The sequence below is a fragment of the Nonomuraea terrae genome (genome assembly GCF_044465245.1).
Lineage (GTDB): Bacteria > Actinomycetota > Actinomycetes > Streptosporangiales > Streptosporangiaceae > Nonomuraea > Nonomuraea terrae.
Map to the genome: position 1 here is coordinate 543,330 of NZ_JBITLL010000005.1, position 25,462 is coordinate 568,791.

Consider the following 25,462-nt stretch of genomic DNA (forward strand, 5'->3'; position numbering starts at 1 on the left):
TTTCCCGTACATGACATGGGGAAATGCGAGATTTCGTACACTTTCGGAAGCCCGTTACTTTCGTTGGGTAATGATGAGAAATGCCGAGGCTGGGACGTTGAGGGACTCATGATCGACTCGTCTGAGCTGCCGTACCTGCGCCGCTGCGTCGACCTCGCCGCGCGGGCGCTGGAGCTGGGCGACGAGCCGTTCGGCTCGGTGCTGGTCTCCGGCGACGGCCTCATCCTGGCCGAGGACCACAACCGGGTGGCCGCCGGCGACCGTACGCGGCATCCGGAGTTCGCGCTCGCCCGGTGGTCGGCCGAGCACCTGCCGCCCGAGGAGCGGGCGGCCGCCACGGTGTACACCTCCGGCGAGCACTGCCCGATGTGCGCGGCAGCGCACGCCTGGGTGGGCCTGGGGCGGATCGTCTACGCCGCCTCCTCCGCGCAGCTCGGCGCCTGGCTGGCGGAGCTGGGCGTGCCCGCGCCGCCCGTGCGCACCCTGCCGGTCAACGAGGTGGCCCCCGGGGTGACCGTGGAGGGCCCCGTGCCGGAGCTGGCCGAGGAGATCCGCGAGCTGCACCGCCGCTTCTACACGCGCTGACCGGCGGGCGTAGCGGCGGCGGAGCCCCGTCCGGCGTCCCGGACGGGGCTCCGCCGTCACGTCATCGCACTTGTGACGTCAGGTACGACTGCCACCACGGCGGCTTGGCGGTGGACAGGGGATCTGAGCAGTTACACGAGCCACACCCCGGAAGCATCGGCCCTCCTCGGCTTGGGGGGACGGGCGGTACCGCCCGCTACCTGCTCCCATTCTGAACGCCGGACCGGTGTCCGGACACCCGCCTCAGATCTACAGCTCGGTGACGAAACCGGAACACGGGTGCCGACGCCATGCCCCCGGGAGCTCCGGCCGCCCGTGCCCCGCGGGCGGGAACCGGCCGTGAGCCGGCCGGAGCGCTGGTCCTAGGATTTGCCGTATGGCAATGTGTGAGCATCTTTCCCACGCCGACGACCCCTCCGCGCAGACGCCCGAGGGCTGCGCGGAGTGCCTGGCCTCCGGCAGCCGGTGGGTCCACCTGCGGCGCTGCCTCGACTGCGGCCACATCGGGTGCTGCGACTCCTCGCCGAACAAGCACGCGACCCAGCACTTCCACTCCACCGGCCACCCGGTGATCCAGTCGTTCGAGGCCGGCGAGGAATGGCGCTGGTGCTTCGTGGACAACCAGATGGCCTAGTCGCGTTCGAGGATCGCCTCCTCGAAGTCGAGCTGCGCCATCACCTCGTGCAGCACCTCGTCGTCGAGGCGGCGCTCGTCGCGCAGCCGGACGAAGACCTGCCGTTCGGCCTGCAGCATCTGCCGGCGCAGGCGCCGGTAGAGGGCGCTCGGCGTCTCGGCGCCGCCGTGTGAGGTGCCGCCGCCCAGCCGTTCCCACGCGCTCAGCGAACGCCGCCACGACTTGTCCCTCAGGTTGTCGATCACCTGTGCCTGGATCTCGTCGGGCTCCCCCTCCTGCGCGATGAGCCGCTCCAGCTCCGCCACGCCGGCGTCGAGCGCCGCCTGCTGGGCCGCCGCCTCGGCGAGCCGGTCCTCGTACCGCTCCCGCTCGCTCGACACGCCAAGCCGCCTGATCAGCGCGGGGAACGTGGTGCCCTGGATGAGCAGCGTGCCGATCACGGTGGTGAACGTCAGGAACAGCAGCAGCGCCCGGTCGCGCGCGGGCACATCGGGCGGGATGGCGAACGCCGCCGCCAGCGACACCACGCCGCGCATGCCGGCCCACGAGAGGACCACCCGCTGCCCCGGCGGCGGCCTGGACTCCGCACGACTCAGCAACCTGACGAGGGACGTCACCGTGAAGACCCACACGAACCTGCTGAGGATCGTCACCATCAGCACCGCGGCGGCGTAGCCGGCGACCTCCCAGGCGCCGTAGCCGATGATGCCCTCGGTCACGGTGACGAACTGCAGCCCGATCAGGGCGAACACGACGGCTTCGAGCAGGAAGTCGGTGACCCGCCACACCGCGGTGGACACCAGGCGGGTGCCGAACCCCTGCAGGTGCATGCGGTTGCCGAGATAGAGGCCGATGATCACGACCGCGATGACGCCGGAGGCGTGCACGGACTCGGCGGCGAGGTAGGCGGCGAACGGGATCAGCAGCATCAGCGTGTTCTCGACCAGCGAGTCACGCGTGTAGCGGAACAACCAGGCGAACGCGAAAGCCAGCGCCAGCCCGATCACCACACCGCCCACCGCGGCGAGCAGGAACTGCCCCAGGCCCTCCCAGAGGCTGACGGCCCCGCCGAGGGCCGCCCCGATCGCCACCCGGTAGAGCGTCAGCGCGGTGGCGTCGTTGAACAGGCTCTCGCCGATGAGGACGGTCAGCGCCCTGCGCGGCAGGCCCAGCCGGCGGCCGACCGCGACGGCGGCCACCGCGTCGGGCGGCGCGACGATCGCGCCCAGCGCGAACGCCAGCGCCAGCGGCAGGTCGGGCAGCATCAGGTGGACGGCCGTCCCGACGGCGGCCGCGGTGAACAGCACGAGCCCCACCGACAGCAGGCCGACCGTGCGCTTGACGTCGCGCAGGCGCAGGTAGGAGCTCTCGAACGCGGCGGAGTAGAGCAGCGGCGGCAGGAAGACGTACAGGATGAGCTCGGGCTCCAGCGGCACCGGCGGCACCAGCGGCGAGACGAGCAGGCCCGCGGCCACCAGCAGCAGCGGCGCCGGCCAGCCCTTGCGCCGGGCCACGGCGGCCACGCCGATCGCCCCGGCGGCCACCAGCAGCAACTGCAGGCCCATGGTCGCGTCCACCGGCAGCCCCTCCCCGCACGATCCGTCAGGGCCGATCACGCGCCACGGCGTGGCCAGGTCAGGCCGGGCGGGCCGATCGTCCCGCGCAGAGCGTACCCGCCGCGACGGCGGGTGCCCTCACCACTCCCTGCGGTCGCCTCCGTCGAGGTGATCCTGCTGCTCGGGGCGCAGGCGCTCGCCCGTGGAGAACATGGGGTCCCCGATGTACGGCCGCGACATGCTGGGGTCGGCCTGCCGGCCGGGCTGGGGCGTGTACTCCTGCCGGCCGAGGGCGAGCAGCGGGTCCACGGGGTTGGGCGGCGTCTGGTAGGGCGCGTAGTCGTCGCGGGCGGGCTGCGCCGGCTGCTGACGCTGCTGGATGGGCGGCCGGGGGCGGCCCGCTCCTGGGATGCCGTGCATGGGGGTGCCGAGGCCGGCCGCGCTGGGCTGCGGCTGCTCGTAGGCCTCGGAACGCCGGCTTCCGTACGGATCGGACGGGTACGGGTCGGCGGGGTAGGCGTCGGAGCGCGCCGGCGACGACTGGTACGGGTCGGGCGCCTGCGACGGGAAGCCGAGCGGGTCGGTGCTCAGCGGCGAAGAGCGCCGCTGCTCGCCGGGCATCTGGTAGACGGGCTCGTTCTCGCTGTACTGAGGGCCGGTGAACGGGTCGGGCTGCGCGTAGTGGGGTCCGCTGAGCGGGTCGCCGGTGTACTGCGGGCCGCTGAAGGGGTCGCCCGTGTAGGCCGGTTGCGGCCCGCTGAAGGGGTCGCCCGTGTAGGCCGGCTGCGGCCCGGTCTGCTCGTACTGCGGCGCGGGCTGCTCGGTGTACTGGTTCGGCTCGACGTACTGGTTCGGCTCGACGTACTGGTTCGGCTCGACGTACTGGGGACCGGTGAAGGGCCGGTGGTCGCCGTAGGCCGGAGTCGTGTCCCTGGGCGCCGTGGTCTCGCTGTAGGACGCCACGAGCTTGTCCTGCGGCGGGTTGCCGCGCGCCACGAGCACGTCGGTGGGCGACAGGGAGGCCGCCTGCCGCTCCTCCTGCTGGGGCGCAGGCGGCGGTTGCTGGGCGTGCTGGGGCGGCCGGTGGTACTGGCCGGTGCCGGGGATGATCTCCGTGCCCGGGTCCTGGGCCGGCACCGCGGGTTGCTCGCCCGTGGCCTCGGCGAAGCCCTCGTCAAGGGTGTCGAGCAACCGGCCGACGTCCTCCATCGGCATGCGGAAGCTCGCTGTGCACATCTCGCCGCGCCACAGACTGAGGACCAGTGTCCCCTCGTGCCAGGTGACCCGGAGACACCGCTCCTGACCTCGGGCATCGAAGAAGACTTCGCCGAACGACGGCAACGGGACAACTTCCGACATGGAGGACATATTGCTTTAACCAGCCTTTATTCGTCCACTCAACCTCGGAAAACCCTAATGAACCGGCCTTCCCACCTACACCGGGAGCCCCCTCGGGTCCCACGCCCTGGACCACCTGGAGTCCCGATCGTCCAGTGTGCCACGCCTCCCGGCGTACGGGTCCGGGAACGCCGGGATGCGTCCGGCCGATCACAGCCCGTTCGGCGCGGCGACGGCGGATTGCCGGTAGCGTTTACTGCCGTGCCGGACTCCCATCTCCCGTCAGTCGACGAACTGCTCAGCATCGCGGTCAACGCTCTCGGAGGGAGCGAGCGGCAGGGCCAGATCACCATGGTGCAGGCCGTGCAGAAGGCGCTCGACGCCGAGGAGCACCTCGCCGTCCAGGCCGGCACGGGCACCGGCAAGTCGCTGGCCTACCTGGTGCCGTCGGTCCGCCACGCGATGGAGAGCGAGAAGCCGGTCGTGATCTCCACGGCCACCATCGCGCTGCAGCGCCAGCTCGTCGACCGCGACCTGCCCCGCCTGGCCGAGGCGCTGGGCAAGGAGCTGCCGCACGAGCCGACGTACGCGATACTCAAGGGCCGCCGCAACTACCTGTGCCGCTACAAGGCCACGGCGGGCTGGCCCGAGGACGACGAGCAGGACCAGCTGTTCGACCCGCGCGAGGTGAGCGCGACCGGCCGCATGGTGCAGCGCATCCAGGAGTGGGCCGAGGAGACCGAGACCGGCGACCGCGACGAGCTGGTCCCCGGGGTGAGCGAGCAGGCCTGGCGGCAGTTCTCGGTGAGCGCCCAGGAGTGCCTCGGGGCCTCGCGCTGCCCGAGCGGCGCCGAGTGCTTCGCCGAGCTGGCCAGGGCCCGCGCCGGCGACGCCGACGTGGTGGTGACCAACCACGCGCTGCTCGCCATCGACGCCATGGGCGACCTGCCGGTGCTGCCCGAGCACGACGTCGTCGTGGTCGACGAGGCCCACGAGCTGGCCGACCGGGTCACCTCCGTGGTCACCTCGGAGCTGTCGGAGGCGTCGGTGACGCTCGCCGTCCGCCGGGTCGGCCGGCTGATCGAGCAGCCCATCGCCGACCAGCTGCTGGAGGCCGGCGAAGACCTCAAGGCGCTGCTGTCGGCCGCGCCGCCCGGGCGCATCGACGAGCTGCCGCAGGTGCTCGGGCTGACCCTGCAGCTCGTCCGCGACACGGCCTGGCGCTGCATCACCGCCCTGGGCCCGCGCAACGCCGACAAGGACGACCCCGACAAGGCCGGGCAGCGCAAGGCGGCGTTCACGGCGCTCGACGACGTGCACGACACGGCGGTGCGCATGCTGGAGGCGTACGGTCACGCCACCGAGGCCGACCGGGCGGAGGTCGTCTGGCTCGACGCCGGCACCGACCGGCGCCCGCCCGCGCTGCGGGTGGCGCCGCTGAGCGTGGCCGGCATGCTGCGCGACAAGCTGTTCGGCGAGCGCACGGTCGTGCTCACCTCGGCCACGCTGGCGCTCGGGGGCACCTTCGACGCGCTGGCCGCGCAGTGGGGGCTCGGCGACGGCAAGGGCTGGCAGGGCATCGACGTCGGCTCGCCGTTCGACCACCCCCGCTCCGGCATCCTGTACGTCGCCAAGCACCTCCCCCAGCCGGGCCGCGACGGCCTGCCCCAGCAGTACCTCGACGAGATCGCCGAGCTGATCGAGGCGGCCGGCGGGCGCACGCTCGGGCTGTTCTCCTCGATGCGCGCGGCCAAGGCGGCCACCGAGGCGCTGCGCGACCGGCTCGACGTGCCGCTGCTGTGCCAGGGCGACGACTCGACGATGCTGCTGGTCAAGCAGTTCGCCGAGGACGAGCCGACGTGCCTGTTCGGGACGCTGTCGTTGTGGCAGGGGGTCGACGTGCCGGGGCCGTCGCTGCGGCTCGTGATCATCGACCGGGTGCCGTTCCCCCGGCCCGACGACCCGCTCACCTCCGCCCGCCAGCGTCACGTGCAGGCGCGGGGCGGCAACGGGTTCATGGCGGTGGCGGCCAACCACGCCGCCCTGCTGCTGGCGCAGGGCGTGGGGCGGCTGCTGCGGTCGCAGGACGACAAGGGCGTGATCGCCGTCCTCGACCCGCGCCTCGCCACGGCCCGCTACAGCGGTTTCCTGCTGGGCTCGTTGCCGCCGTTCTGGCGCACCACCGACCCGGCCGTCCCGAGAGCCGCGCTCAAGCGCCTCTCGGCCGAATCCGCCTGACGCAGGAAGCGGATTTTCTTCGTCGAGCGGAAATCCGCGGATCTGCGGCGATGCGGCAGGTCAGAGCCTCTTCCAGGTGACCGGCTGAACGTCGGAGAATGAATCAGTCGCGTCCCGGCGCGCTTTTCCGGCCGCACCTGACGTCTTTTGTCGGCTGCCTTTGTTCACCTGCATGCGAACCACTCCACATTCGCATCGGAGGCCGGCCATGGCAGAGCAGTATTATCGGCGCGGCCACGGGGTGAACAAGCCCAGGCGCAAATCCAGGAAAGGCGCGGGCTGGGCCATGCCGGCGGTCGCCGTCGTCGCGGCCTGGTCGCGGTACAGGCCGCCGAGTCCCCCACAGAGCAGCTCGCCCCGGCGCGGCAGGCTCCCCACCCGTGAGCAGGGCCGCGTGGACGTGGCTGCGGTCGCACGTCCGGCATCGCCCGCCGTCCGGCGGCGGCGAATGGATCGCCGCCGCGATCGCGGCGCTGTTCGGGTGCTGCTCGCCGTCGAGGCGATCAGTGCCCTGGTCGATCTGCTGCTCAGCAGGTGGTACGCCGGCGCCGCGGCGATCTGCGTCCCGGCGGTGGTCCTGGCCGGGCGCATGCGCTGGAGAGCGGCCGTCAGGCGCCGTCGCGCCGAGCGACTGGCCCACCTGCGGCTCGACCTCGCCGCCGAGATCGACCGGCTAGACCCCACCGCCTTCGAGAACGCCGTGCGCGACCTGATGATCCGCGACGGCGTCGACGCGAGGCGGGTGGCCGGAGCCGGAGACAGGGCCGCCGACCTGATCGGCCGCAACGGGGACCGACGGGTGATCGTGGTGCAGTGCAAGCACACGATCACCGGGAAGAAGGTCGACGCACGGGTCATCCGCCAGGTCAACGGCACGGCGGAGCACGCGCACGGCGCCGACGTCGCCGTCGTCGTGACCAATGGGTCGTTCACCAAGGGGGCCGTGGAGTTCGCCGCCGAGGTCGGCATTCACCTCGTCGACCGCGAGACGCTGCGGACATGGGCCGAGGAAGGAGCCCGGCTACAGGAGCTGCTCGGACTGGACTCGGTCGTACGGCCTTGGCGCCGACCCCGCGGACGGCTCCGCCGCCACCGCCGGATCGGTGCGGCGGAGCCATCGAGGAGGCAACGCACGTGACGGGCAGGCGTGACAGCCCGACGTGGCGGGCCAGGTGATGGGCCACGTGATGGGCCAGGTGATGGGCCAGGTGATGGGCCAGGTGATGGGCCACGTGATGGGCCACGTGGCGCGATGGCGGCGCGGGGTGCCTGGGGTCAGGCCCAGGGGGCGAGGTCGGGGCGTTTCGGGGTGCGGCCGTCGCCGGAGGAGACGCCGCGCAGGCGGCGCGAGACCCAGGGCACGAGGTGCTCGCGCATCCACTGGGCGTCCTCGCGGCGGCGGGCCCGCGGGTCGACCGAGCGTTCGGGCCAGTCCTTGCGCCAGTCCTCGAACGGCACCCCCAGCACGTCGAGCACCCGGGCGGCGACGAGCCGGTGGCCGTCCTCGTTCATGTGCAGCCGGTCAGGGCTCCAGGCCCGCCAGTCGCGCAGCCCCTGCATCGACCACTGGTCGACCAGCCGGCACCCGTACAGGTCGGCGATCGAGCGGACATGCAGGTAGAAGATGGCGAAACGGCCGCGCAGGCGGCGCATGAGCGGGGTGTCGCGCGGGTCGACGCCCGTGAAGAGCAGCACGTCGGCGCCGCCGGCCCGCAGGTCGCGCACGGCCTGCGCGAGCTTCTTGGCCATCACGTCGGGGTCGCTGCCCGGCCGCAGCAGGTCGTTGCCGCCGGCGCAGAAGCTGACCAGGTCGGGCGCCATCTCCACGGCCAGCGGCACCTGCTCGGCCACGATCTGGTCGAGCAGCTTGCCGCGTACGGCGAGGTTGGCGTAGCGGAAGGAGGAGTCGTCGGCCGCGAGCCGTTCGGCCACCCGGTCGGCCCAGCCACGGTAGTGACCGTCCGGACCGGGATCGTTCAGTCCTTCTGTGAAGCTGTCACCGAGGGCGACGAAGGACTTGTAGTGCCTCATGAGGTGGTGTTATCTCCGGGATAGGGGGCTGCGCAAGGACGTATGACTGTAGTCCTAAGCCCGTGAGGGCGCGCGCCGCCACCCCGGCCACGACACAGGCATGGCGAAACTCTTCCCTCGCCGCGGGTGTCACGCGGAGACCTCCTTGTACGCCGCCTCCATGAGGTCTTCGGCGGGGTCTTCGAGGCGGCCGGGCTCGGCCAGGCCGTCGAGCACGACGAAGCGCTGCTTGGCGCCGCGGTTCTTCTTGTCGAGGCGCATGTGGTCGCGCAGCCGCGGCCAGGCCCCGGCGTGGTAGGAGACGGGCAGGCCCACGGCGGTGAGGATCGAGCGGGTGCGCGCCACCAGGTCGGCGCGGCCCGACAGTCGTGACAGCTCGGCGGCGTAGACCATGCCGATGGCCACGGCCTCGCCGTGGCGGATGGCGTAGTGCTCCTCGCGTTCGATGGCGTGGGCGAGCGTGTGGCCGTAGTTGAGGATCTCGCGCAGGCCGGCCTCGCGCAGGTCGGCGCCCACGACGTCGGCCTTGACGCGGATCTTGCGCTCGATGAGCTCGCGCGTGTGGGGGCCGGCGGGGCTGGTGGCGGCCTCGGGGTCGGCCTCGATGAGCGTGAGGATCTCGGGGTCGGCGATGAAGCCGCCCTTGATGACCTCGGCGAGCCCGGCGACGTAGTCGGCCCTCGGCATGCCGTCGAGCGTGGACAGCTCGCACAGCACGCCCGCGGGCGGCAGGAACGTGCCCACGAGGTTCTTGCCCTCGGGGGTGTCGATGCCGTTCTTGCCGCCGACCGCGGCGTCGACCATGGCCAGCAGCGTCGTGGGCACGAGCACGACCTGCACGCCGCGCAGCCAGGTGGCGGCCACGAACCCGGCCAGGTCGGTCGTCGCGCCCCCGCCCACGCCGACCACGGCGTCGGAGCGGGTCACGCCGTGGCGGCCGAGCGCGGACCACAGGCCGGCCGCGACCTCGACGGTCTTGGCCTGCTCGCCGTCGGGCACGGGCAGCTCGGCCACCGTGTAGCCGGCCTGCGACAGCGCCGCGCACACCGGCTTCGCGATCTGCGGCAGCGTCTCGGGGAAGATCACCGCGACCGTGCGCACGCCCGGTTTGAGCAGGGTGGTCAGCTCGCCGAGCACGCCGGTGCCGACCACGACGTCGTACGGGCTGTCGCCGCGTACGGGGATGCGTGTGGCGGTCATGACGGCAGCCCCTGCACGATCTCGTCGGCGAGCTCCTCCGGCTCGCGCTTGTCGGTCACCACCGTCTGGGAGGCCAGCCGCTCGTAGACCGGGCGGCGCTCCTCCATGAGCTTCTTCAGCTGGCTGCGCGGGTTGAGCACGAGCAGCGGCCGGGCCGAGCCCAGGCCGACCCGCTGGACCGCGTCGGACAGGCCCACCTGGAGGTAGACGACGTGGTGGCCGGCGAGCAGCGCCTGCGTCTCCTCGTGCAGGACGGCGCCGCCGCCCAGCGACAGGATGCCGTCGTGCTCGGCCAGCGCGTGGCGTACGGCCTCGTGTTCGAGCTCGCGGAAGCGGGCCTCGCCGTCTTCGACGAAGATGTCGGGGACGGGCTTGCCCGCCACGGCCTCCACGTCGGCGTCGGTGTCGCGGAAGGCGACGCCGAGCCGCTCGGCGAGCATTCGCCCGAGCGTGGTCTTGCCGGACCCGGGAGGCCCGATCAGCACGGCCTTGGTCATTTGATCACCATTGATGATAGGTAGCCGGACAGGTTGCGGGCGACCTCCTCGACGGAGTCACCGCCGAGCTTCTCCAGCGCCGCGTCGGCCAGCACGAGCGCGACCATCGCCTCGGCCACGACGCCCGCCGCGGGGACGGCGCACACGTCGGAGCGCTCGTGGTGGGCCTTGGCCGCCTCGCCGGTCTTGACGTCGATCGTGGCCAGCGCCCTCGGCACCGTGGAGATCGGCTTCATCGCGGCGCTGACCCGCAGGATCTCGCCGTTGGTCATGCCGCCCTCGACGCCGCCCGCGCGGTTGGTGATGCGGCGCACGCCGTCCTCGGCGGAGTATTCGATCTCGTCGTGGGCGCGCGAGCCCGGCCTGCGCGCGGTCTCGAAGCCGTCGCCGACCGCGACGCCCTTGATGGCCTGGATGCCCATGAGCGCCCCGGCGAGCCGGGAGTCGAGCCGGCGGTCCCAGTGGGTGTAACTGCCGAGGCCGGGCGGCAGGCCGTAGGCGAGCACCTCGACGACGCCGCCGAGCGTGTCGCCGTCCTTGTGGGCCTTGTCGATCACCTCGACCATGGCGGCGCTGCCGCCCGGGTCGGCGCAGCGGACCGGGTCGGCGTCGATGCGGGCCAGCTCGTGGGGGCCGGGCAGCGTCTCCGACGGCGTGCGGGCGCCGCCGATCTCGGTGACGTGGCTGACGATGTCGACGCCGAGCGCCTGCTTGAGGAAGCGCCGGGCGACCTCGCCGAGGGCGACCCGGGCGGCGGTCTCGCGGGCGCTGGCCCGGTCGAGCACGTTGCGGGCGTCGTCGAAGCCGTATTTCTGCATGCCGGCCAGGTCGGCGTGGCCGGGGCGGGGGCGGGACCTCGGCGCGTTGCGGGCCAGGCCCTCCAGCTCGGCCGGGTCGACCGGGTCGGCCGACATGACCTTCTCCCACTTGGGCCACTCGGTGTTGCCGACGCGGACCGCGACCGGGCTGCCCATCGTGCGGCCGTGGCGCAGGCCGCCGGCGATCGTCACCTGGTCTTCCTCGAACTTCATCCGCGCGCCGCGCCCATAGCCGAGCCTGCGGCGGCGCAGGGCCTCGCCGATGGCGGCCGTGGTCACCTCGACCCCGGCCGGCAGGCCCTCCAGGATGGCGACGAGTTCGGGGCCGTGGGACTCTCCGGCGGTCAACCAGCGCAACATGCGTACAAGTCTTCCACGTGCCGCCGGGTGGGATGTCCGTCGGTCACCACGTGAGACAGAGTGTCGTGAACGCGCCCAGCACCATGAAAGGGCCGAACGGGAACTGCGTGTGCCGGGTGCCGCGCCGGGTCAGCAGCAGGGACAGGCCGTAGAGCGCGCCGTACAGCTGCCCGAGGAAGGCCGCCGCCACGAGCGCCTGCCAGCCCAGCGCGGCGGCGGCCATGCCGATCAGGCCGGCCAGCTTGACGTCGCCGAACCCGAGCGCGTCCGGCCTGAGGAACCAGAGCAGCCCGTACGCGGCCGCCAGCACCGCCCCGCCGGCCAGCGCGCGCGGCAGCTCGCCGGTGGGCGCGAGCGCGAGCGCCATGATCGGGTACGCGGGCAGCGTGATCGCGTCGGGCAGTGTGTACGTGCGCCAGTCGATGACCGCCAGCGCGGCCCCGATCACGGCGAAGCACGCGTACGGGAGGCCCGCCTGCCAGGCGACCAGCGCGGCCAGGGCGGCGGTCGCGAGCTCCGTGAGTGGCGGCCAGGCGGGCGCCGGGGTGACGCCGTCGTCGTAGGAGTCGGCCAGCGCCCTGATCCGGCCCCCGCAGACCAGGCCGAGCAGCGCCATGAGTGCGACCACGCCCAGACCCTAGACCGGCCCCGCTCCCCCGCATCGGGGGTATGCCGTTTTCGACTGTCAGCGCCTGGAGAACCAGCGGCGCTTGCGGGGCGCCGGCCGCACCGTGGCCACGGTCGCGCCGGGCAGGTCGGTGACGGTGCCGGACTCGACGGCGGCGAGAGCCCGCAGGACCTCTCCCTCGATCACGAACTGCACCGGGCCCGCCACGTCGACCACGACCGCGGCGGCCTGCTCCTGGACGGCGGCCTGACAGACCTGCAGCGTGCCGGCCTGGATCGGGCGGGCGTCGGGGCGCCACCTGGCCATCGACTCCGTGCCGGTGAACGCGAGCACCGCCTGCCTGCCGTCCTGGCCGACGAGCTTGGGCAGGGCCATCTCGCTCTCCTTCTCCTGCCGCAGCCCGTGGGCGCCGACCTCGGACTCGGTCAGCAGGGCGACGACGGGGACGAGCAGGCGGGCGCCGCTCAGCGCGTTGAGGACCTCGGCGGGGCCGGTCGTACCGGCGTCGTAGGCGGCCAGCGCGGCGGCCACCGCCGGCGCGACGGAGCCGTCGTCGTGCGGGTCGAGAGGTTGCGGAATGCTCGGCACAACTCCGGAGACTACCGGCGCCCACCGGCGGTGCGGGAAAGGGCGGGCGCCGACGTCACCTGAGCCGACGTCACCTGAGGGGCCGGGTCAGCTCAGGTCGGAGATGGCGGCCACGGGGCCGCCGCCCGAGGGGCCCTGGTGGACGGCGGCGACCGAGACGAAGACCGCCGGGTCGCCGGTGACCGAGGCGGCCACGCCGCCCACCGCGGCCTTGATCTGGCGGTGCCAGTGGACGTCGGAGTCGTCCAGCATGATGTTGCGCCGCCCGCGCACCCGCCCGGACGGGTCGGCCTCGCACTTCATGAAGACGTTCACCAGCCGCTCCCCGAGGTCGGACGGGTGGGGCCGGTCGGGCAGCGGCAGGCCGGAGTCGCGGATGGCCGCCCAGATGCCGTCGGCGTCGAGGGCGTCCTTCATGACGCTGTGGCCGATGCGGTAGCGCCCGCCGATGCCGCGCACGTTCCCCACGAGCACGATCTGCGCCCGGTCCAGCTCCACCCCCGACGAGCAGGAGGCGACGGACGAGTACAGCGACAGGTCCTTGTGGATCTGGTCGGCGCGCGGCATCTCGATCTCGCCGAGGGCCACGGCGATGCCGAGGGCGGTCGTGGAGTTGGACAGGTCCATCGAGGGGCCGGTCTCCTCGATGGCGGTGTCGTGGCCGCGGCGCCTGGCGTCGGTGATGGTGGCCAGGGTCAGCAGCGGCGTCTTGGTCTGTACGTAGTGCACGTCGCGCGGGTCGTCGATGCCGGCGATCTTCATGGCCTCGCGGACCCCGGCGGCGACCTTCTCCACCATGGCGGGGCGGCCGATGTCCTCCGGCAGGATGACCTCGCTCATCGCCACCCCGACCGACAGGCGCGGCTCGTCGGTGGCGGGGGCGTCGGAGGTGGTGGCGAAGATGGTGGCGTGCGGGCTGAGGATGCCGTCGGTGCCGCCCGACCACACCAGCGGCACGCTCTCCGGCGCCGGGTGCCCGTGCTCGGCGAGCACCTCGCGGAAGGCGCGGTCGGCGAGGATGCGCGTGTAGTCGTTCACGCCGCCGTTGCCCTCGGTCTTGCCGATGACGGCCAGCACCCGTTCGGCCTCGATCACGCCGTCGGCGATGAGCCGCGACAGCCCGGAGGCGTCGGTGACGCTCTCGATGGGAACCTTGCGCACTTCGATCGGGTCCGGCATGCCACGCCCCTTCTCATGTACCGGTCGCCCGCCCTGTCCCGGGGGCGGCCGGCGACGCCAGCCCGGCCCGGTCGGCGGTGTTCACGGTCAAGGTGTGCCCATGAAGGCAGCCGATGATGTCAACCCGCGCTCAGCGCCCGCGGCGGTAGGGTCGCGGACGTGATTCGCGAAGCGCAGCTCGACGGCATCAAGCTGGTCTATCGGGAGGAGGGCGACCCGGCCGCTCCCCCGCTGCTGCTGGTCCACGGCCGTACCGCCGACCACAACGACTGGAACGGCATCACCCAGCACTTCGCGGCGCGCCACCACGTGATCGTGCCCGACCTGCGGGGGCACGGGCGCAGCGACCGGCCGGGGACGTACGCGCTGCCGGAGATGGCCGCGGACCTCGTCGCGCTGCTCGACCACGTGGGCGCCGCGCGTGCCACGGTCGTCGGGCACTCGCTGGGCGGCGTGCTGTCCTGCCTGGTGGCGGGCGGCCATCCGGAGCGCGTCGAGCGGCTCGTGCTGGAGGACGTGCCGACGCTGCCCCTGCGCGACCGCCCACCTGTGGTGGAGGACGGGTCCACGGGGTTCGACTGGCGGATGGTGCACGAGACCGAGCGGCAGTTCCTGCACCCCGATCCCGCTTGGCGGGAGGCGCTGTCGGCCATCACGGCGCCGACGCTGGTGTTGTCGGGCGGGGCGGCCAGCCCGTTCGACGCGGGAGAGACGGCCGCGCGGATCCCGGCCGCGAAGCTGGTCACCATCGAGGCGGGCCACCTGATCCACGTCGGCGCCCGTAAGGAGTTCCTCCGCACGGTGGACGCGTTCCTGGGGGTCTGAACGCGCGGGACGGAGCAGACGCGATCCTGGGAGCCTCAACGCGCCGGGCACGGGACGCGGCGGACACGATCCTGGGATCCTGAACGCGCCGCGCGCGGGGGGTGGCGAATCGTTTCCCCGCTTCCTGGACGCCGGGGCGTGGCGGGGGGTGGCGGGGGTAGTGGCCGCGTGACATGCAGGTACACCAGCGGCTGAGCAGGCTGAGGTTGATGGCGCCCTCGATCGGCCAGTGCGCCGTCGCCGCCGGGCTCGCCTGGCTCGTGGCCACGGAGGTCGTCGGGCACAGCCGGCCGTTCTTCGCCCCCATCGCGGTGGTGATCTGCATCGGCGTGGGCCTCGGGCAGCGGCTGCGGCGGGCGGCCGAGCTGGTCGTCGGAGTCAGCCTGGGCATCGGCGTGGGCGACCTGCTGGTGTCGTGGATCGGCACGGGCGCCTGGCAGATCATGCTGGTCGTGGCGCTGGCCATGGCGGTCGCGGTGTTCGTCGACCGCGGCACCCTGATCGTGCTGCAGTCGGGGTCGTCGGCGGTGCTGGTCGCCACCCTGCTGCCGCCGAGCGGCACCGGCGGCCTCGACCGGATGGTGGACGCCCTGATCGGCGGTCTCATGGGGCTGGCCGCGGTGGCGCTGCTGCCGGCGAGCCCGTCCCGGCTGGTCACGCGGCACGCGGCGGCGCTCTTCGGCTCACTGGCGGACGTGCTGCGCTCGACCGCCGAGGCGATCGAGCGCTCCGACCCTGCCATGGCCGCGGCGGCGCTGGAGGCCGCGCGGGGCACGCAGGCGCACGTGGACGTGTTCCGCCAGGCGCTGGAAACCAGCCTGGAGATCGCCAGGCTCTCACCGATGCATCGCCGCTACCGCTCCCGTCCGGCGGAGTACGAGACGGCGGCCGACCCGCTCGACCACGCCCTGCGCAACGCCAGGGTGCTGGCCAGGCGGGCCATGGTGGCGCTCGACGACGGCGACCGGCTGCCGCCCTGGTTCACCGGGACGTTGCGCGAGCTGGCCGAGGCGACGCTGCTGCTGCGCGACGAGCTGGCCGAGGGCCGGGAGCCGAAGAGGACCGGCACGGCGGTGCGGGCGGCGGCGTCCCGGCTGGGGGCCGGACGGTGGGGGTTCTCCGCCGACGTGATGAACGCGCAGCTCCGTTCGATCATCGTGGACCTGCTCCAGGCCACGGGCGTGGAGCGGGAGAACGCGCTGTCCGCCCTGCCCCCGCTGGACCCACCCGCACAGCCCTGACGAAAAGGGGCAAACGTGACCCCAATGTCATAAAGATCCGCCATCGTGGAGTGGTGCGAACCCGGCTCAACGATCTCGTCAAGGAGCGGATGGGCACGTTCGGCCTCATCGCGCCCTCGATCGCGCAGTGCGCGGCCGGCGCGGCCATCGCGTGGGTGGTCGCGATCGAACTGCTCGGCCACCCGCGGCCGTTCTTCGCCCCGATCTCCGTGCTGATCTGCGTCGGCGTGGGCCTGGGGCAGCGGCTGCGGCGGGTGGTCGAGCTGGTCGTCGGGGTCAGTGTGGGCGTGGGCGTGGGCGACCTGCTGGTGTCGTGGATCGGCTCGGGCGCCTGGCAGCTCGCCCTGGTGGTGGGGCTCGCCATGACGGTGGCGGTGCTGCTCAACAGCGGGGCGCTGTTCGTGGCGCAGGCGGGCTCGTCGGCCGTGCTGGTGGCGACCCTGGTGCCCAGCGAGGGGGCGGGCGGCCTGGACCGGATGGCGGACGCGCTCACCGGCGGCGTCATCGCGATCGCGGCGGTGGCGCTGCTGCCCGCGAGCCCGTTCGCGATCGCGGCCAAGCATCTGTCGGCGGTGCTCGACGCGCTGTCCACAGTGCTGGAGCAGGCGGCACAGGCCATCGAAGGGCGGGACGCGGACCTGGCGGCCGAGGCGCTGGAGGAGGCGCGCACGACGCAGGCGGCGGTCGAGGAGTTCGGGGCGGCGCTGCAGACCAGCAAGGAGATCACCATGATCTCGCCGCTGCACTGGCACCGGCGGGCCCGCCTGGCCCGCTACGAGACCGCGGCCGTGCCCGTGGACCTGGCGCTGCGCAACGCGCGGGTGCTGGCCAGGCGGACGCTGTCGTCGCTGGGCGAGGCGAGCCCGCCTCCTGCCGCGCTGGCGGAGGCGATGCGCGAGGTGTCGGAGGCGGCGCTGCTGCTGCAACTGGAGCTGGGGGCCGGGCGCGAGCCGACCCTGGCCAGGCAGGCGCTGCTCGCGGTGGCAGCCCGGGAACGGCCCCGGGAGCTGGGCTTCTCGGCGCACGTGATCATCGCACAGCTGCGCTCCGTGGTGGTGGACCTGCTGCAGGCGACGGGCATGGACCACGTGGAGGCCACGGCGGCGCTGACCCCGCTGGACGAACCCGCCCACCGGGACTGACCGCGGGACTGACCGCCGGGACTGACCGCCGGGACTGACCGCCGGAACCGCGCGGTCAGGAGGGGACGAGCGTCCGCCGCACGCCGGCGATCTCCTCGACCTCGGTCATCTTCCCCGCGGCCACGGCGAGGCCGCTGCTCTCCGTTCAGGAGGACAGGCGCTTGAGGCGGGTGACGGCCTCGTCGATGACCTCCTCCTTCTTGCAGAACGCGAAGCGCACGTAGTGGCGGCCGCGCTCGGGGCGTTCGTAGAAGACCTGGGTCGGGATGGCGACGACGCCGGCCAGGTCGGGCAGGCGGCGGGTGAGGTCCAGGCCGTCGGAGAAGCCGAGCGGCCGGATGTCGGTCTGCACGAAGTACGTCCCCGACGGCCGCAGCACCTCGAACCCCGCGGCCGTCAGGCCCTCCATCAGCCGGTCGCGTTTGTCCTGCAGGGACGCCGCGAGGGCCGCGACCCACTCCAGCTCGTGCCGCAGCCCGTACGCGACCGCGAGCTGCCAGGGCGCGCTCGCCGTGTACGTCAGGAACTGCTTGACCGTCTGCACCGCCGTGACCAGGGCGGGAGGGGCGCACACCCAGCCGGTCTTCCAGCCGGTGACCGAGAACGTCTTGCCCGCCGAGGAGATCATCACGGTGCGCTCGCGCATGCCGGGCAGCGTGGCGAGCGGGATGTGCTCGACCCCGTCGAACGTCAGGTGCTCGTACACCTCGTCGGTGACGGCGATCAGGTCGTGGTCCTGGCACAGCTCGGCGATGGTGGTCAGCTCGGCGCGGGTGAACACCGTGCCGGTCGGGTTGTGCGGGGAGTTGACCAGGATGGCGCGGGTGCGCGGCGTGATCGCGGCGCGCAGCTCGCCGGGGTCGAACGTGAAGCGGCCCTGCGACGGGCGGAGCGTCACGGGCACCAGCCGGGCCTGGGCGAGGGCGACGGAGGCGGCGTAGGAGTCGTAGAAGGGCTCGAACGCGATGACCTCGTCGCCGGGTTCGCACAGCGCGAGCACGGTCGCCGCGACGGCCTCCGTGGCGCCCACCGTGATCAGGACCTCCCCCACCGGGTCGTAGGACAGGCCGTAGCGGGCGGCCCGGTGCTCCGAGACGGCCTGCCGCAGCTCCAGCACGCCGGGCCCGGGCGGGTACTGGTTGCCGCCCGCCGCGATGGCCTGCATCGCACGGTCGAGCATGGCGGCGGGACCGTCGGTGTCGGGGAAGCCCTGGCCGAGGTTGATCGACCCGGTCTGCACGGCCAGCGCGCTCATCTCCGCGAAGATCGTCGTGCCGAAGAAGCGCATCCTGCTCACAAGTGGTTCGGTCACGCCCCCAGCCTATTAGTCTCGTGCCGTGATCCTCCGGGCCGTGCTCGCCGTCGCCCTGTCCGTACCGCCCGTCACAGCGCCGCCCCTCACAGCGCCGCCCCTCACAGCGCCGCCCGTCACCACGCCGCCCGTCACCACGCCGGATGGTACGAGGCCGAGCGCCTGCCCGGTCGCGGTGCCGTCGCGTACGACGTGCGGGTTCCTGGAGGTGCCGGAGCGGCGCGACGCGCCCGGGCGGACGATCAGGGTCGGTTACGCCGTGCGCGAGGCCCCAGTCGCCGGCCGCAGGCCCGATCCGGTGGTGTTCATGGCGGGCGGGCCGGGTGCGGCGTCGATGCCGCTGATGGGCGTGCTGAGCCGGATGTTCCCCGATCGCGACGTGATCGCGGTCGAGCAGCGCGGCGGCCGCCACTCCCGTCCTTCGCTGGGCTGTCCGGAGATCGCGCACGCGCTGCTCGGCCGGCTGCGGCGCTCGCCCGCCGACGTCGCGGACGCCGCCCGGCGGTGCCGGGCGCGGCTCGCGGAGCCGGGTGTCGACCTACGCGGGTACACCACCGGGGAGATCGCGGCCGACGTGGTCGCGTTGCGCGGGAAGCTCGGGTACGCGTCGTGGAACCTGTTCGGGGTCGGCTACGCCACCAGGGTGATGGCGCAGGCGGCCGCGGCGGACCCGGAGGGTGTGCGGTCGGTGGTGCTGGACTCCTTCATGCCGGCCGGGACCGGCGACGCCGGGCGGGCACTGGCCGATGCGCTGGCGCGGATGGGAGTGCGGGAACGTTTCGAGGCCGTGACGGCGCGGCTGAACCGGTCGCCCGCCGCAGTTCCGGCGACCGATCCGCTGCTCGGCCGGGCGTTCACGGCGCGGATGAGCGGTGACGACGTGGCCGCGGTGCTGGCGCAGGCCCTGCGCGGCGGCGAGGCGGCGGCCGTGCCGGCGGTGCTGGACGCCCTGGCCGAGGGCCGCGAGGAGCCGCTGGGTCCGCTGGCCGACGCCGTGGGCGAAGGGCTGATGGCGCGGGAGCTGGGGCTGTATCACGCGGTGCGGTGCCAGGACGGAGCCCCAGGCGACATCTCCCGACTTTTCACGGAAAGAACCGAAAAAGCGGTGTGTGACGCGTGGCGGCTCCCCGCGTCCGCGCCCGTGCGAGTCGCTCCCGAGGCTCCCGTGTACGTCCTCGGCGGCCGGTACGACCCCATCAGCCCGCCCGCCACCGCGCGGCAGGCAGCCGAGGCGCTGCCCCGGGGGCGGTTCCAGGAGTTCCCCGGCCTCGCCCACGCCGTCTTCGAGGCGAGCGCCTGCGCCCGGCGGGAGATCGCCGCGTTCGTGCGCGACCCGGCCGGGCACCCGGTCACCCCCTGCCCGGAGGCCCGGCCGCTGGGCGAGCTGCACGTGACCGCGGCGCCGTACCGGATCTCGCGGGCGCCGTGGCTGGCCGCGCCGCTCGCCGTCTTCGCGCTCGCGTCGCTGGCGCAGCTGGCGGCCGGGGCGCTGAAGGGGCGGGCGACGACGGCGTACGCCGGGCTGGCGGGGGTGGCGTTCACCGGGCTGGCCGTTCAGTCGGCCGCCGGGCTGGCCGCGGAGAGCGCGACAGCGGCGGCGGTCGGCGTTCCTGCCGTCGTGGGGGCGTACACGTGGCTCGCGGGGGTATCGGCCGTGTTGACCGCGGCGACGTTGCTCCAACGCCGCGCGTGGCCGCAGATCATGACATGTGCCATCAGCGGCGCTTTCCTCGTATGGTGGTTCACCTGGTTCCTGTGACGCGCATCCGTGAGCTCGACGCCCTCCGCGGCTTCGCGGTGGGCGGCATCATGCTGGTCAACACCTGGCAGCACACCGACAAGCAGCCGCCGGCCGGCATGGACTGGATCATCGAGGCGCTCTTCCAGAGCCGGTTCTATCCGATCTTCTCGATGCTGTTCGGCATCAGCTTCATGCTGTTCCTGCGCGGCAACAGCCGCTGGGCGTTGCTGAGCCGGCTGTTCTGGCTCTTCTGCATCGGGAAGATCCAGCACTCCTGGTACGAGGGCGAGGTGCTGACCGACTACGCCTTCTACGGCGCGGTGGTGCTGCTGCCTGCCACGTTCCTGCCCGGCGGCCTGCCGGTGCTGCTGCTGGGGCTGGTGGGCGTCGCGTGGGCGCTGATGGTGGGCGGCGGGGTGCTGCTGATCCCGGGGCTGTTCCTGGTCGGCATGGGGCTGTGGCAGCTGCGGCCGTCCAGGGAGCTGCTGCTGCCGGGGTTCGCGGTCGCGGCGCTGGCCATGGCGCTGCTCAGCCTGGCCTGGACGCAGACCGGCGACTGGGCGCTCTACAGCGTGGCCGCGGTGGCGGGCGCGGCGGCGTACTCGCTGGGGCTGCTGGCGCTGCTGCGGCCGTGGTTGTCGGCGGTGCTGGAGCCCCTGGGGAAGATGGCGCTGACCAACTACGTCTCGGGCACCGTGGTGATCGTGCTGGCCGTGCCGCTGCTCAACACCGACCCGACCCGCTGGTCCGTGATCGGGCTGACGGTGGTCACCCTGCTCGCGCAGGTGCTGCTCAGCCGGTGGTGGCTCACCCGTTACCGGTACGGCCCCCTCGAGTGGATCTGGCGTTGCCTGACCTGGTTTCGAGTGGTGCCCAACCGGCTAGAGTCGGGCCGTGACCAGAATCGCCCTCTGTCAGATCCCGGTGTCCACTGACCCGTCGGTCAACCTCAAGAGGGCCAGACAGGCGCTCGCCCGCGCCGAGGGCGCCCACCTGGCCGTCTTCCCCGAGGCCACGCTCACCCGTTACGGCCGGCGCATCACGAGCCTGGCCGAGCCGCTGGACGGGCCGTTCGTGTCCGGGCTGGCGGAGGCCGCGCGCGAGCACGGCGTCTCGGTGATCGCCGGGGTGTTCGAGCCGGGCGACGACCGGGTGCACAACACGGCCGTGGTCATCGACGCGCAGGGGGCGGTCACGGCGGCGTACCGGAAGATCCACCTGTTCGACTCGTTCGGCGCGAAGGAGTCCGATCTGGTCGCGCCCGGCGCGGAGCCGGTCGTGGCGGAGGTCGCCGGGGTGCGGGTCGGTCTGATCACCTGCTACGACGTGCGCTTCCCCGAGCTGGCCAGGGCGCTGGTGGACCGGGGGGCGGAGATGTTCGCGGTGATCGCCGCCTGGGGCTCCGGGCCGCTCAAGGAGGACCACTGGGTGACCCTGGTGCGCGCGCGGGCGCTGGAGAACACCATGTGGACGGCGGCCGTCGGCCAGGCGCCCAACCCGGGCGAGTCGTCCGACGGCTACGGGGTGGGCCGCAGCATGCTGGTCGATCCGCTGGGAGTGGTGCGCGCCGACCTGGGCACGGGGCCCGGCGTGCAGGTCGTGGAGGTCGACCACGAGTTCACCCGCACGGCCCGCGCGACCCTCCCGTCACTCGAACACCGGATGCTCGCGGGATGAACAACGGTCAAGCGATCGTAAAGTAGAGGTGTGAGCGGAACGCAGATGCAGAAGGTGGTCCCGCCGCGTCTGCTCGTGCCATACCTGTCGGGCAAGCGCACGGTCATCTCGGGATACGTCTACCGGGTGCAGGACTGCGTCAGGCTGACCACCCCAGAGGCCCTCTACTACGGGCTGGACCTGTCCTTCGACGGATCGGAGCTGTTCCCCGAGGTGCCCGAGCTCTACGTCATGCGCTGGCACGCCCGCGACGTCGACACCTACGCGGTGCCGTACGGGCCGCACATGGGCGGCGACTGGAGTGACGCGCCGCCGTTCGCCGGCAACGGGTTCACGACGTCGTCGGAGCACGTCGTGCCGCAGTTCCACACCGTTCCGATGCCGATCCCGGCCGGGGCGGAGATCATTCACGTCACCGGCGACGGCGAGCGCCGCTTCGCCGAGTACGACGGGCTGACCTGGCGGCCCTGCTCATGAGCGACGAGATCACTCCGGTCGCCTCCGGCTTCGTGGCCCGCTTCGGCGACCACACGCTGCCCGCCGCGCTCGGCCCCGACAGCGACCGGGTCGTGCTGTTCAGCGAGGTCGAGCTGGAGGGCTTCGAGCAGGGCTCCGGTTACTGGCGGCGGGTCGTGCCGAGGTCGCAGGTCGAATGGCTGGTGCTGGTGCGCACGGTCGGCGCGTTCGGCGGCGAGCCGTGCATCGTGCTCGACGAGGACGACGACGGCCTGCACATCGCCTACACCGGGCACAGCGGGATGAAGGCGGAGGCGCTCGGCTACTGGATGGTCGACCACGGGGCGTACGAGGTCGTGGTGCCGCGCGAGGAGGTCTTCTCCATCCGCGTCGAGCGCATCCCCGTGCCGTAGGGCGGGCGGCTCACCCGCCCTGCGAACGCCAGTTGTGCTTCACCAGCAGGTTGCGGGCGTCGTCGGCGACCGCGGTGTCGGCCACGATGTCGTAGCGGTCGGCCACGACGGCCTGGCGCGAGACGAAGCCGCGGCCCCGCTGGGTGGTCCAGTAGCTGGTCAGCCCGAAGATCGCGCCGAACACCGCGCCGTAGAGCAGGCCGCCCGCCATGAACGCGAGCGCCGATCCCTGCGGCCCGGTGAACAACGGCAGGATCAGCCCCGCCATCAGTCCGAACCACGTGCCGGTGGCCGCTCCGGCCCCGGCGGCGCGCAGCGCGGTCGCGCGGCCGAGCACGGTCTCGACCAGGCGCAGGTCGTGGCCGACGATGCCGGCCCGTTCGACCGGGAAGCCGTTGTCGGCCAGGAAGCCGACGGCCTTCTGCGCCTGCTCCGCCGTCTGGTAGGAGCTCACCACCGGACGATCGTCGGCGGCCGGCAGGATGACCGTCGGGGCCGTCTTGAACATCATGGTCACCATTCCTTCCCGGCGGGCCGGGCGGCGATCGCCGCTCCACCCGCGTCAGGATCGCCTGATCGCTTCGAGATCGCCCTGGCCGCACCCCCGGTGATCTCCATCTTGCGCGGCCGGGCCCGCTCACGTACGGGCACGCGTACCGTCAGCACGCCGTTGTCGTGGGCGGCCTCGACGCGGTCGGCGTCGAGGTGCTCAGACAGGTGGATCCGCCTGGTGAAGGTGCCGCTGGCGCGCTCGCGGACGAACACGCCGTCGTCCTTGCCGTACGACTCCTCGCGGCGGGCGCTCACGGACAGGACGCCGCGGTCGACCGCGACCTCGATCGAGCCGGGGTCGACGCCGGGGACGTCGAGTCGCAGCAGGATCTCGCCGGGGCGGCGGATGGCGTCCATCGGCATCGTCACCGTGGCGCTGTCGAGGATCCGGCCGGCCAGCCGATCGAACCGGCGCTCCATGCCACGCATGACCGAGTCGATCGACGAGAACAGCGTCATCATCACCACCTCGTACAGCCGGACGAATATCTATATGTCCGACTCTATGAAAGTTATAAATCGATTTAGAGGTTTCTGTCAACTCCTGCACATGTCTTCACCTCTGGCCCTACCCCCAAAGCCCACCGTTACGACCGGAGAGCGGGTTACAGGTATGTACACCGCGCAGCGCCAGGCCACTGGGCGTCGTACTCAGCCTCGGTTGTCTCCCGCCCGGAAGCCGCGGTTCAGAGGCCGGTGCGGCGGTGAGGCTGATGAGGATGCCGACCGCCGCCTGGCAGGAGACGATGGAGGAGCCGCCGTAGGAGACGAAGGGCAAAGGGACGCCGACGATCGGCATGAGGCCGATGACCTTGCCGACGTTGACGAACGTCTGCACCCCCAGCCAGCAGGCGATCCCGGCCGCGGCCAGCCGCGCGTACGGGTAGGACCGGCGGCGGCGATGCGCGTGACGCCACCGCCTGACGCCGCGGTCGCGGCTCGCCGCCGTACGGCACCGTGACCGCGTCCGACACCCGCACCCGGCGCGTACGCCCGGCATGGCGCGGCGCCGGCGTCCGCCCGCGGAACCGGGATCCGCACCGCGGTGGGCCCGCGTGCGGATTCGGAGCGCGCCTTCCGACGGGCCGGGCGCCGCGTGCCGTGGCCGGGTGGCTCGCCGCCCGTACGCGCGCGACCGTCCGCACAGCTTCCCCTGCGGCGACGGCCGCGTGCCGACGTCTCCGGGCGGGGCGAGGCGGGTGAGGCCGGGACCGCCCGCCAGGCGGCCCCGGCCCGCACCGGAAGGGAGACGGTGAACGGCAGGCGTGAGGTCATGGCCGGCCCGTCCCCGTCGAGGGGGAAGGGCCGTGGATTCACGAGGCCGGCTGCGATGCCCGCTCGTCGATCAGCCCGGCCCGCCACCAGGTCGGTCCACAGCCGTTCCGGCACCTGCCTGGTGAACGCGGCCAGGTTGCGTCGTGCCTCCTCGGCCGAGCGCATGCCGACCACGATGCCGGCGACCGCCGGGTGCCGCAGGGGAAGGCCGTCGCGGCTTCGGGCAGTGTCACGCCGTGGGCCTCGCAGACGTCGGCGATGCGGTGCGCGCGCCTGAGCACCTCCTCGGAGGCGGGCCGGTACTCGAATCGCGCATCAGGTCCGGGGCGTGGTGTGACCAGAACACCGGAGTCGAAGATGGAAGCCGCCGGCCAGTGCGGGGTAACCGTCACGGAGTGCGGCCTCGACGTGTTCTTCGGCGTCGTGCAGAAACAGCAGGTCGATGCGGTCGACGCCCAGGCGGGTGAGGGAGTCCTCGACGCTGCGCCGGATGCCGTCGCGGGAGAAGTCCCAACCCGCCGGTGGGTCGCGGGCGCCTGGAAGAACTCGTCCATCCGGCCGGCCGGGTCCTGCGGGAGCAGCAGCCGGCCTCCTTCGGTGGACAGGACGTACTGCTCGCGCGGCACCTGGCGCAAGAACTCGCCGATCCGGCGTTCGGAGTGTCCGATCCCGTAATGCGGCGAGGTGTCGAAGTAGCGGATCCCGCCCTCCCACGCCGCGGCCAGCGCCTCGGCGGCCGCGTCGTCGGTGAGCGGCGCGAACAGCCCGCCCAGCGGACCGCCGCCGAAGCCGAGTTCCGTGACCTCTACCGCGCTGTGCCCGAGCCGCTTGGAGTCCATTCCGCCGTCCTTTCCTGACAGCCGTGCGCGTTGACGTTCACGATCACCGCCTGGGGCAGGAGCGGCCCATCAATTCAGCGCCAGACTTAATGAATCCCTTCATGTGCGTGGCGGCCGAAGGGTCGGCCGCGTCCTGGCTTCGCCGCGGCAGAGGGTCGAACCCTGGGCGGTGAAGACCGTCTCGGCCAGCGGAGAGTTCGCGAACCGGATGCCGGCGACCAGCGCCTGCGCCGGCGCGGCGACGCCAAGCCCGGGATCGAGCACACGGTCGAGGGCGAGGCGGCACAGTTGATCATTGAGCTGACAGCTACATCGATTGGCGGCGCGACCCCGGGAC

26 protein-coding genes and 1 pseudogene are annotated in these 25,462 nt (G+C 72.7%); 12 read left to right on the top strand and 15 right to left on the bottom strand.

The window, feature by feature from the left end; genetic code table 11:
- Positions 1 to 108 precede the first annotated feature (108 nt).
- Positions 109 to 585 (top strand): nucleoside deaminase, encoded by a 477-nt coding sequence (locus ACIBP6_RS26285; protein WP_111182740.1) that lies wholly within the window; start codon positions 109 to 111, stop codon positions 583 to 585.
- 376 nt (positions 586 to 961) lie between these two features.
- Positions 962 to 1,219 (top strand): UBP-type zinc finger domain-containing protein, encoded by a 258-nt coding sequence (locus ACIBP6_RS26290; RefSeq protein ID WP_397056233.1) that lies wholly within the window; start codon positions 962 to 964, stop codon positions 1,217 to 1,219.
- On the opposite strand, the gene ACIBP6_RS26295 is transcribed toward ACIBP6_RS26290, so the two are convergent.
- Positions 1,216 to 2,835, bottom strand: a complete 1,620-nt coding sequence (locus ACIBP6_RS26295) for a Na+/H+ antiporter (protein ID WP_397056235.1) — start codon at positions 2,833 to 2,835, stop codon at positions 1,216 to 1,218. The two genes, ACIBP6_RS26290 and ACIBP6_RS26295, sit on opposite strands and share 4 nt — an antisense overlap.
- A 78-nt stretch (positions 2,836 to 2,913) precedes the next feature.
- The gene (locus tag ACIBP6_RS26300; protein WP_397056237.1) at positions 2,914 to 4,134 is read right to left on the bottom strand and encodes a hypothetical protein; all 1,221 of its coding nucleotides are present in this window, start codon (positions 4,132 to 4,134) and stop codon (positions 2,914 to 2,916) included.
- A 240-nt stretch (positions 4,135 to 4,374) separates the two neighbouring features.
- On the opposite strand from ACIBP6_RS26300, the gene ACIBP6_RS26305 reads away from it, so the two are divergent.
- Together ACIBP6_RS26305 and ACIBP6_RS26310 are read left to right on the top strand one after the other, a co-directional pair.
- Positions 4,375 to 6,351, top strand: coding sequence for an ATP-dependent DNA helicase (locus ACIBP6_RS26305; RefSeq protein WP_397056239.1), 1,977 nt, complete (start codon positions 4,375 to 4,377; stop codon positions 6,349 to 6,351).
- Between the two features lie 481 nt (positions 6,352 to 6,832).
- Positions 6,833 to 7,489 carry a restriction endonuclease gene (locus tag ACIBP6_RS26310; protein WP_397056241.1) on the top strand — a complete coding sequence of 219 codons (657 nt, stop codon included), beginning with the start codon at positions 6,833 to 6,835 and terminating at the stop codon, positions 7,487 to 7,489.
- A 137-nt stretch (positions 7,490 to 7,626) separates the two neighbouring features.
- On the opposite strand, the gene ACIBP6_RS26315 is transcribed toward ACIBP6_RS26310, so the two are convergent.
- From ACIBP6_RS26315 to ACIBP6_RS26345, 7 genes are all read right to left on the bottom strand, one after another.
- Positions 7,627 to 8,382: an SGNH/GDSL hydrolase family protein gene (locus tag ACIBP6_RS26315; protein ID WP_397056243.1), complete on the bottom strand. Its 756-nt coding sequence runs from the start codon at positions 8,380 to 8,382 to the stop codon at positions 7,627 to 7,629.
- Positions 8,383 to 8,511: 129 nt separating this feature from the next.
- A complete protein-coding gene (gene aroB, locus ACIBP6_RS26320; protein ID WP_132615009.1) occupies positions 8,512 to 9,582 on the bottom strand; it encodes a 3-dehydroquinate synthase in 1,071 nt (356 codons plus the stop codon).
- Positions 9,579 to 10,079: a shikimate kinase gene (locus ACIBP6_RS26325; RefSeq protein WP_397056245.1), complete on the bottom strand. Its 501-nt coding sequence runs from the start codon at positions 10,077 to 10,079 to the stop codon at positions 9,579 to 9,581. Before ACIBP6_RS26325 ends, aroB begins: the two co-directional genes overlap by 4 nt.
- Positions 10,076 to 11,257 carry a chorismate synthase gene (gene aroC, locus ACIBP6_RS26330; protein ID WP_397056247.1) on the bottom strand — a complete coding sequence of 394 codons (1,182 nt, stop codon included), beginning with the start codon at positions 11,255 to 11,257 and terminating at the stop codon, positions 10,076 to 10,078. Before aroC ends, ACIBP6_RS26325 begins: the two co-directional genes overlap by 4 nt.
- A gap of 43 nt (positions 11,258 to 11,300) precedes the next feature.
- Entirely contained in the window at positions 11,301 to 11,885 is a 585-nt protein-coding gene (locus ACIBP6_RS26335; RefSeq protein ID WP_397056249.1) for a prepilin peptidase, read from the bottom strand.
- 57 nt (positions 11,886 to 11,942) lie between these two features.
- Positions 11,943 to 12,473 carry an SseB family protein gene (locus tag ACIBP6_RS26340; RefSeq protein WP_397056251.1) on the bottom strand — a complete coding sequence of 177 codons (531 nt, stop codon included), beginning with the start codon at positions 12,471 to 12,473 and terminating at the stop codon, positions 11,943 to 11,945.
- Between the two features lie 87 nt (positions 12,474 to 12,560).
- On the bottom strand, positions 12,561 to 13,652 hold the full coding sequence (locus ACIBP6_RS26345; RefSeq protein WP_397056253.1) for a barbiturase: 1,092 nt from the start codon (positions 13,650 to 13,652) through the stop codon (positions 12,561 to 12,563).
- 159 nt (positions 13,653 to 13,811) lie between these two features.
- On the opposite strand from ACIBP6_RS26345, the gene ACIBP6_RS26350 reads away from it, so the two are divergent.
- The 3 genes from ACIBP6_RS26350 to ACIBP6_RS26360 all read left to right on the top strand — a co-directional run bounded on the left by ACIBP6_RS26350 (position 13,812) and on the right by ACIBP6_RS26360 (position 16,860).
- The gene (locus tag ACIBP6_RS26350; protein WP_397056255.1) at positions 13,812 to 14,477 is read left to right on the top strand and encodes an alpha/beta fold hydrolase; all 666 of its coding nucleotides are present in this window, start codon (positions 13,812 to 13,814) and stop codon (positions 14,475 to 14,477) included.
- Positions 14,478 to 14,686: 209 nt separating this feature from the next.
- Complete coding sequence (locus tag ACIBP6_RS26355) at positions 14,687 to 15,718, top strand: aromatic acid exporter family protein (protein WP_397056256.1); 1,032 nt, start codon at positions 14,687 to 14,689, stop codon at positions 15,716 to 15,718.
- Between the two features lie 53 nt (positions 15,719 to 15,771).
- Positions 15,772 to 16,860, top strand: coding sequence for an aromatic acid exporter family protein (locus tag ACIBP6_RS26360; protein WP_397056258.1), 1,089 nt, complete (start codon positions 15,772 to 15,774; stop codon positions 16,858 to 16,860).
- 145 nt (positions 16,861 to 17,005) lie between these two features.
- Here the strand turns inward: ACIBP6_RS26360 and ACIBP6_RS26365 are convergent, their stop codons facing one another.
- Positions 17,006 to 18,172, bottom strand: a complete 1,167-nt coding sequence (locus ACIBP6_RS26365) for a pyridoxal phosphate-dependent aminotransferase (protein ID WP_397056260.1) — start codon at positions 18,170 to 18,172, stop codon at positions 17,006 to 17,008.
- Between the two features lie 25 nt (positions 18,173 to 18,197).
- Here ACIBP6_RS26365 and ACIBP6_RS26370 point away from each other — a divergent pair, with 25 nt between their 5' ends.
- Genes ACIBP6_RS26370 through ACIBP6_RS26390 form a run of 5 tightly spaced genes read left to right on the top strand, consistent with a single transcriptional unit; the run spans position 18,198 to position 22,459 of the window.
- The gene (locus tag ACIBP6_RS26370; protein WP_397056262.1) at positions 18,198 to 19,931 is read left to right on the top strand and encodes an alpha/beta fold hydrolase; all 1,734 of its coding nucleotides are present in this window, start codon (positions 18,198 to 18,200) and stop codon (positions 19,929 to 19,931) included.
- Positions 19,928 to 20,848, top strand: coding sequence for a DUF418 domain-containing protein (locus tag ACIBP6_RS26375; protein WP_397056264.1), 921 nt, complete (start codon positions 19,928 to 19,930; stop codon positions 20,846 to 20,848). Before ACIBP6_RS26370 ends, ACIBP6_RS26375 begins: the two co-directional genes overlap by 4 nt.
- Positions 20,808 to 21,590 (top strand): carbon-nitrogen hydrolase family protein, encoded by a 783-nt coding sequence (locus tag ACIBP6_RS26380; protein WP_397056265.1) that lies wholly within the window; start codon positions 20,808 to 20,810, stop codon positions 21,588 to 21,590. Before ACIBP6_RS26375 ends, ACIBP6_RS26380 begins: the two co-directional genes overlap by 41 nt.
- Before the next feature lie 30 nt (positions 21,591 to 21,620).
- Positions 21,621 to 22,067: a hypothetical protein gene (locus ACIBP6_RS26385; RefSeq protein WP_397056267.1), complete on the top strand. Its 447-nt coding sequence runs from the start codon at positions 21,621 to 21,623 to the stop codon at positions 22,065 to 22,067.
- Positions 22,064 to 22,459, top strand: a complete 396-nt coding sequence (locus tag ACIBP6_RS26390; RefSeq protein WP_132615035.1) for a hypothetical protein — start codon at positions 22,064 to 22,066, stop codon at positions 22,457 to 22,459. The genes ACIBP6_RS26385 and ACIBP6_RS26390 overlap by 4 nt, the downstream gene beginning before the upstream one ends.
- A 10-nt stretch (positions 22,460 to 22,469) precedes the next feature.
- Here the strand turns inward: ACIBP6_RS26390 and ACIBP6_RS26395 are convergent, their stop codons facing one another.
- The 5 genes and pseudogenes from ACIBP6_RS26395 to ACIBP6_RS26415 form a co-directional block, all read right to left on the bottom strand.
- Positions 22,470 to 22,970, bottom strand: a complete 501-nt coding sequence (locus ACIBP6_RS26395) for a general stress protein (protein WP_397056269.1) — start codon at positions 22,968 to 22,970, stop codon at positions 22,470 to 22,472.
- 2 nt (positions 22,971 to 22,972) lie between these two features.
- Positions 22,973 to 23,470 (bottom strand): Hsp20/alpha crystallin family protein, encoded by a 498-nt coding sequence (locus tag ACIBP6_RS26400; protein WP_397056271.1) that lies wholly within the window; start codon positions 23,468 to 23,470, stop codon positions 22,973 to 22,975.
- Between the two features lie 109 nt (positions 23,471 to 23,579).
- Positions 23,580 to 24,011, bottom strand: coding sequence for an FtsW/RodA/SpoVE family cell cycle protein (locus ACIBP6_RS26405; RefSeq protein WP_397056273.1), 432 nt, complete (start codon positions 24,009 to 24,011; stop codon positions 23,580 to 23,582).
- Between the two features lie 590 nt (positions 24,012 to 24,601).
- On the bottom strand, positions 24,602 to 25,000 hold the full coding sequence (locus ACIBP6_RS26410; protein WP_397057081.1) for an aldo/keto reductase: 399 nt from the start codon (positions 24,998 to 25,000) through the stop codon (positions 24,602 to 24,604).
- A pseudogene (locus ACIBP6_RS26415) lies at positions 24,937 to 25,125 on the bottom strand (aldo/keto reductase); the annotation flags it as partial. The gene ACIBP6_RS26410 and the pseudogene ACIBP6_RS26415, both read right to left, overlap by 64 nt.
- Positions 25,126 to 25,462: the final 337 nt, after the last annotated feature.

What these genes read in the sequence shown, in the direction of transcription:
- ACIBP6_RS26285 (WP_111182740.1), top strand. Translation starts at nt 109, where the DNA reads ATGATCGACTCGTCTGAGCTGCCGTACCTGCGCCGCTGCGTCGACCTC.
- ACIBP6_RS26290 (WP_397056233.1), top strand. Translation starts at nt 962, where the DNA reads ATGGCAATGTGTGAGCATCTTTCCCACGCCGACGACCCCTCCGCGCAG.
- ACIBP6_RS26300 (WP_397056237.1), bottom strand. Translation starts at nt 4,134, where the DNA reads ATGTCGGAAGTTGTCCCGTTGCCGTCGTTCGGCGAAGTCTTCTTCGAT.
- ACIBP6_RS26315 (WP_397056243.1), bottom strand. Translation starts at nt 8,382, where the DNA reads ATGAGGCACTACAAGTCCTTCGTCGCCCTCGGTGACAGCTTCACAGAA.
- aroB (WP_132615009.1), bottom strand. Translation starts at nt 9,582, where the DNA reads ATGACCGCCACACGCATCCCCGTACGCGGCGACAGCCCGTACGACGTC.
- ACIBP6_RS26325 (WP_397056245.1), bottom strand. Translation starts at nt 10,079, where the DNA reads ATGACCAAGGCCGTGCTGATCGGGCCTCCCGGGTCCGGCAAGACCACG.
- aroC (WP_397056247.1), bottom strand. Translation starts at nt 11,257, where the DNA reads ATGTTGCGCTGGTTGACCGCCGGAGAGTCCCACGGCCCCGAACTCGTC.
- ACIBP6_RS26345 (WP_397056253.1), bottom strand. Translation starts at nt 13,652, where the DNA reads ATGCCGGACCCGATCGAAGTGCGCAAGGTTCCCATCGAGAGCGTCACC.
- ACIBP6_RS26355 (WP_397056256.1), top strand. Translation starts at nt 14,687, where the DNA reads ATGGCGCCCTCGATCGGCCAGTGCGCCGTCGCCGCCGGGCTCGCCTGG.
- ACIBP6_RS26390 (WP_132615035.1), top strand. Translation starts at nt 22,064, where the DNA reads ATGAGCGACGAGATCACTCCGGTCGCCTCCGGCTTCGTGGCCCGCTTC.
- ACIBP6_RS26395 (WP_397056269.1), bottom strand. Translation starts at nt 22,970, where the DNA reads ATGATGTTCAAGACGGCCCCGACGGTCATCCTGCCGGCCGCCGACGAT.
- ACIBP6_RS26400 (WP_397056271.1), bottom strand. Translation starts at nt 23,470, where the DNA reads ATGACGCTGTTCTCGTCGATCGACTCGGTCATGCGTGGCATGGAGCGC.
- ACIBP6_RS26405 (WP_397056273.1), bottom strand. Translation starts at nt 24,011, where the DNA reads ATGCCGGGCGTACGCGCCGGGTGCGGGTGTCGGACGCGGTCACGGTGC.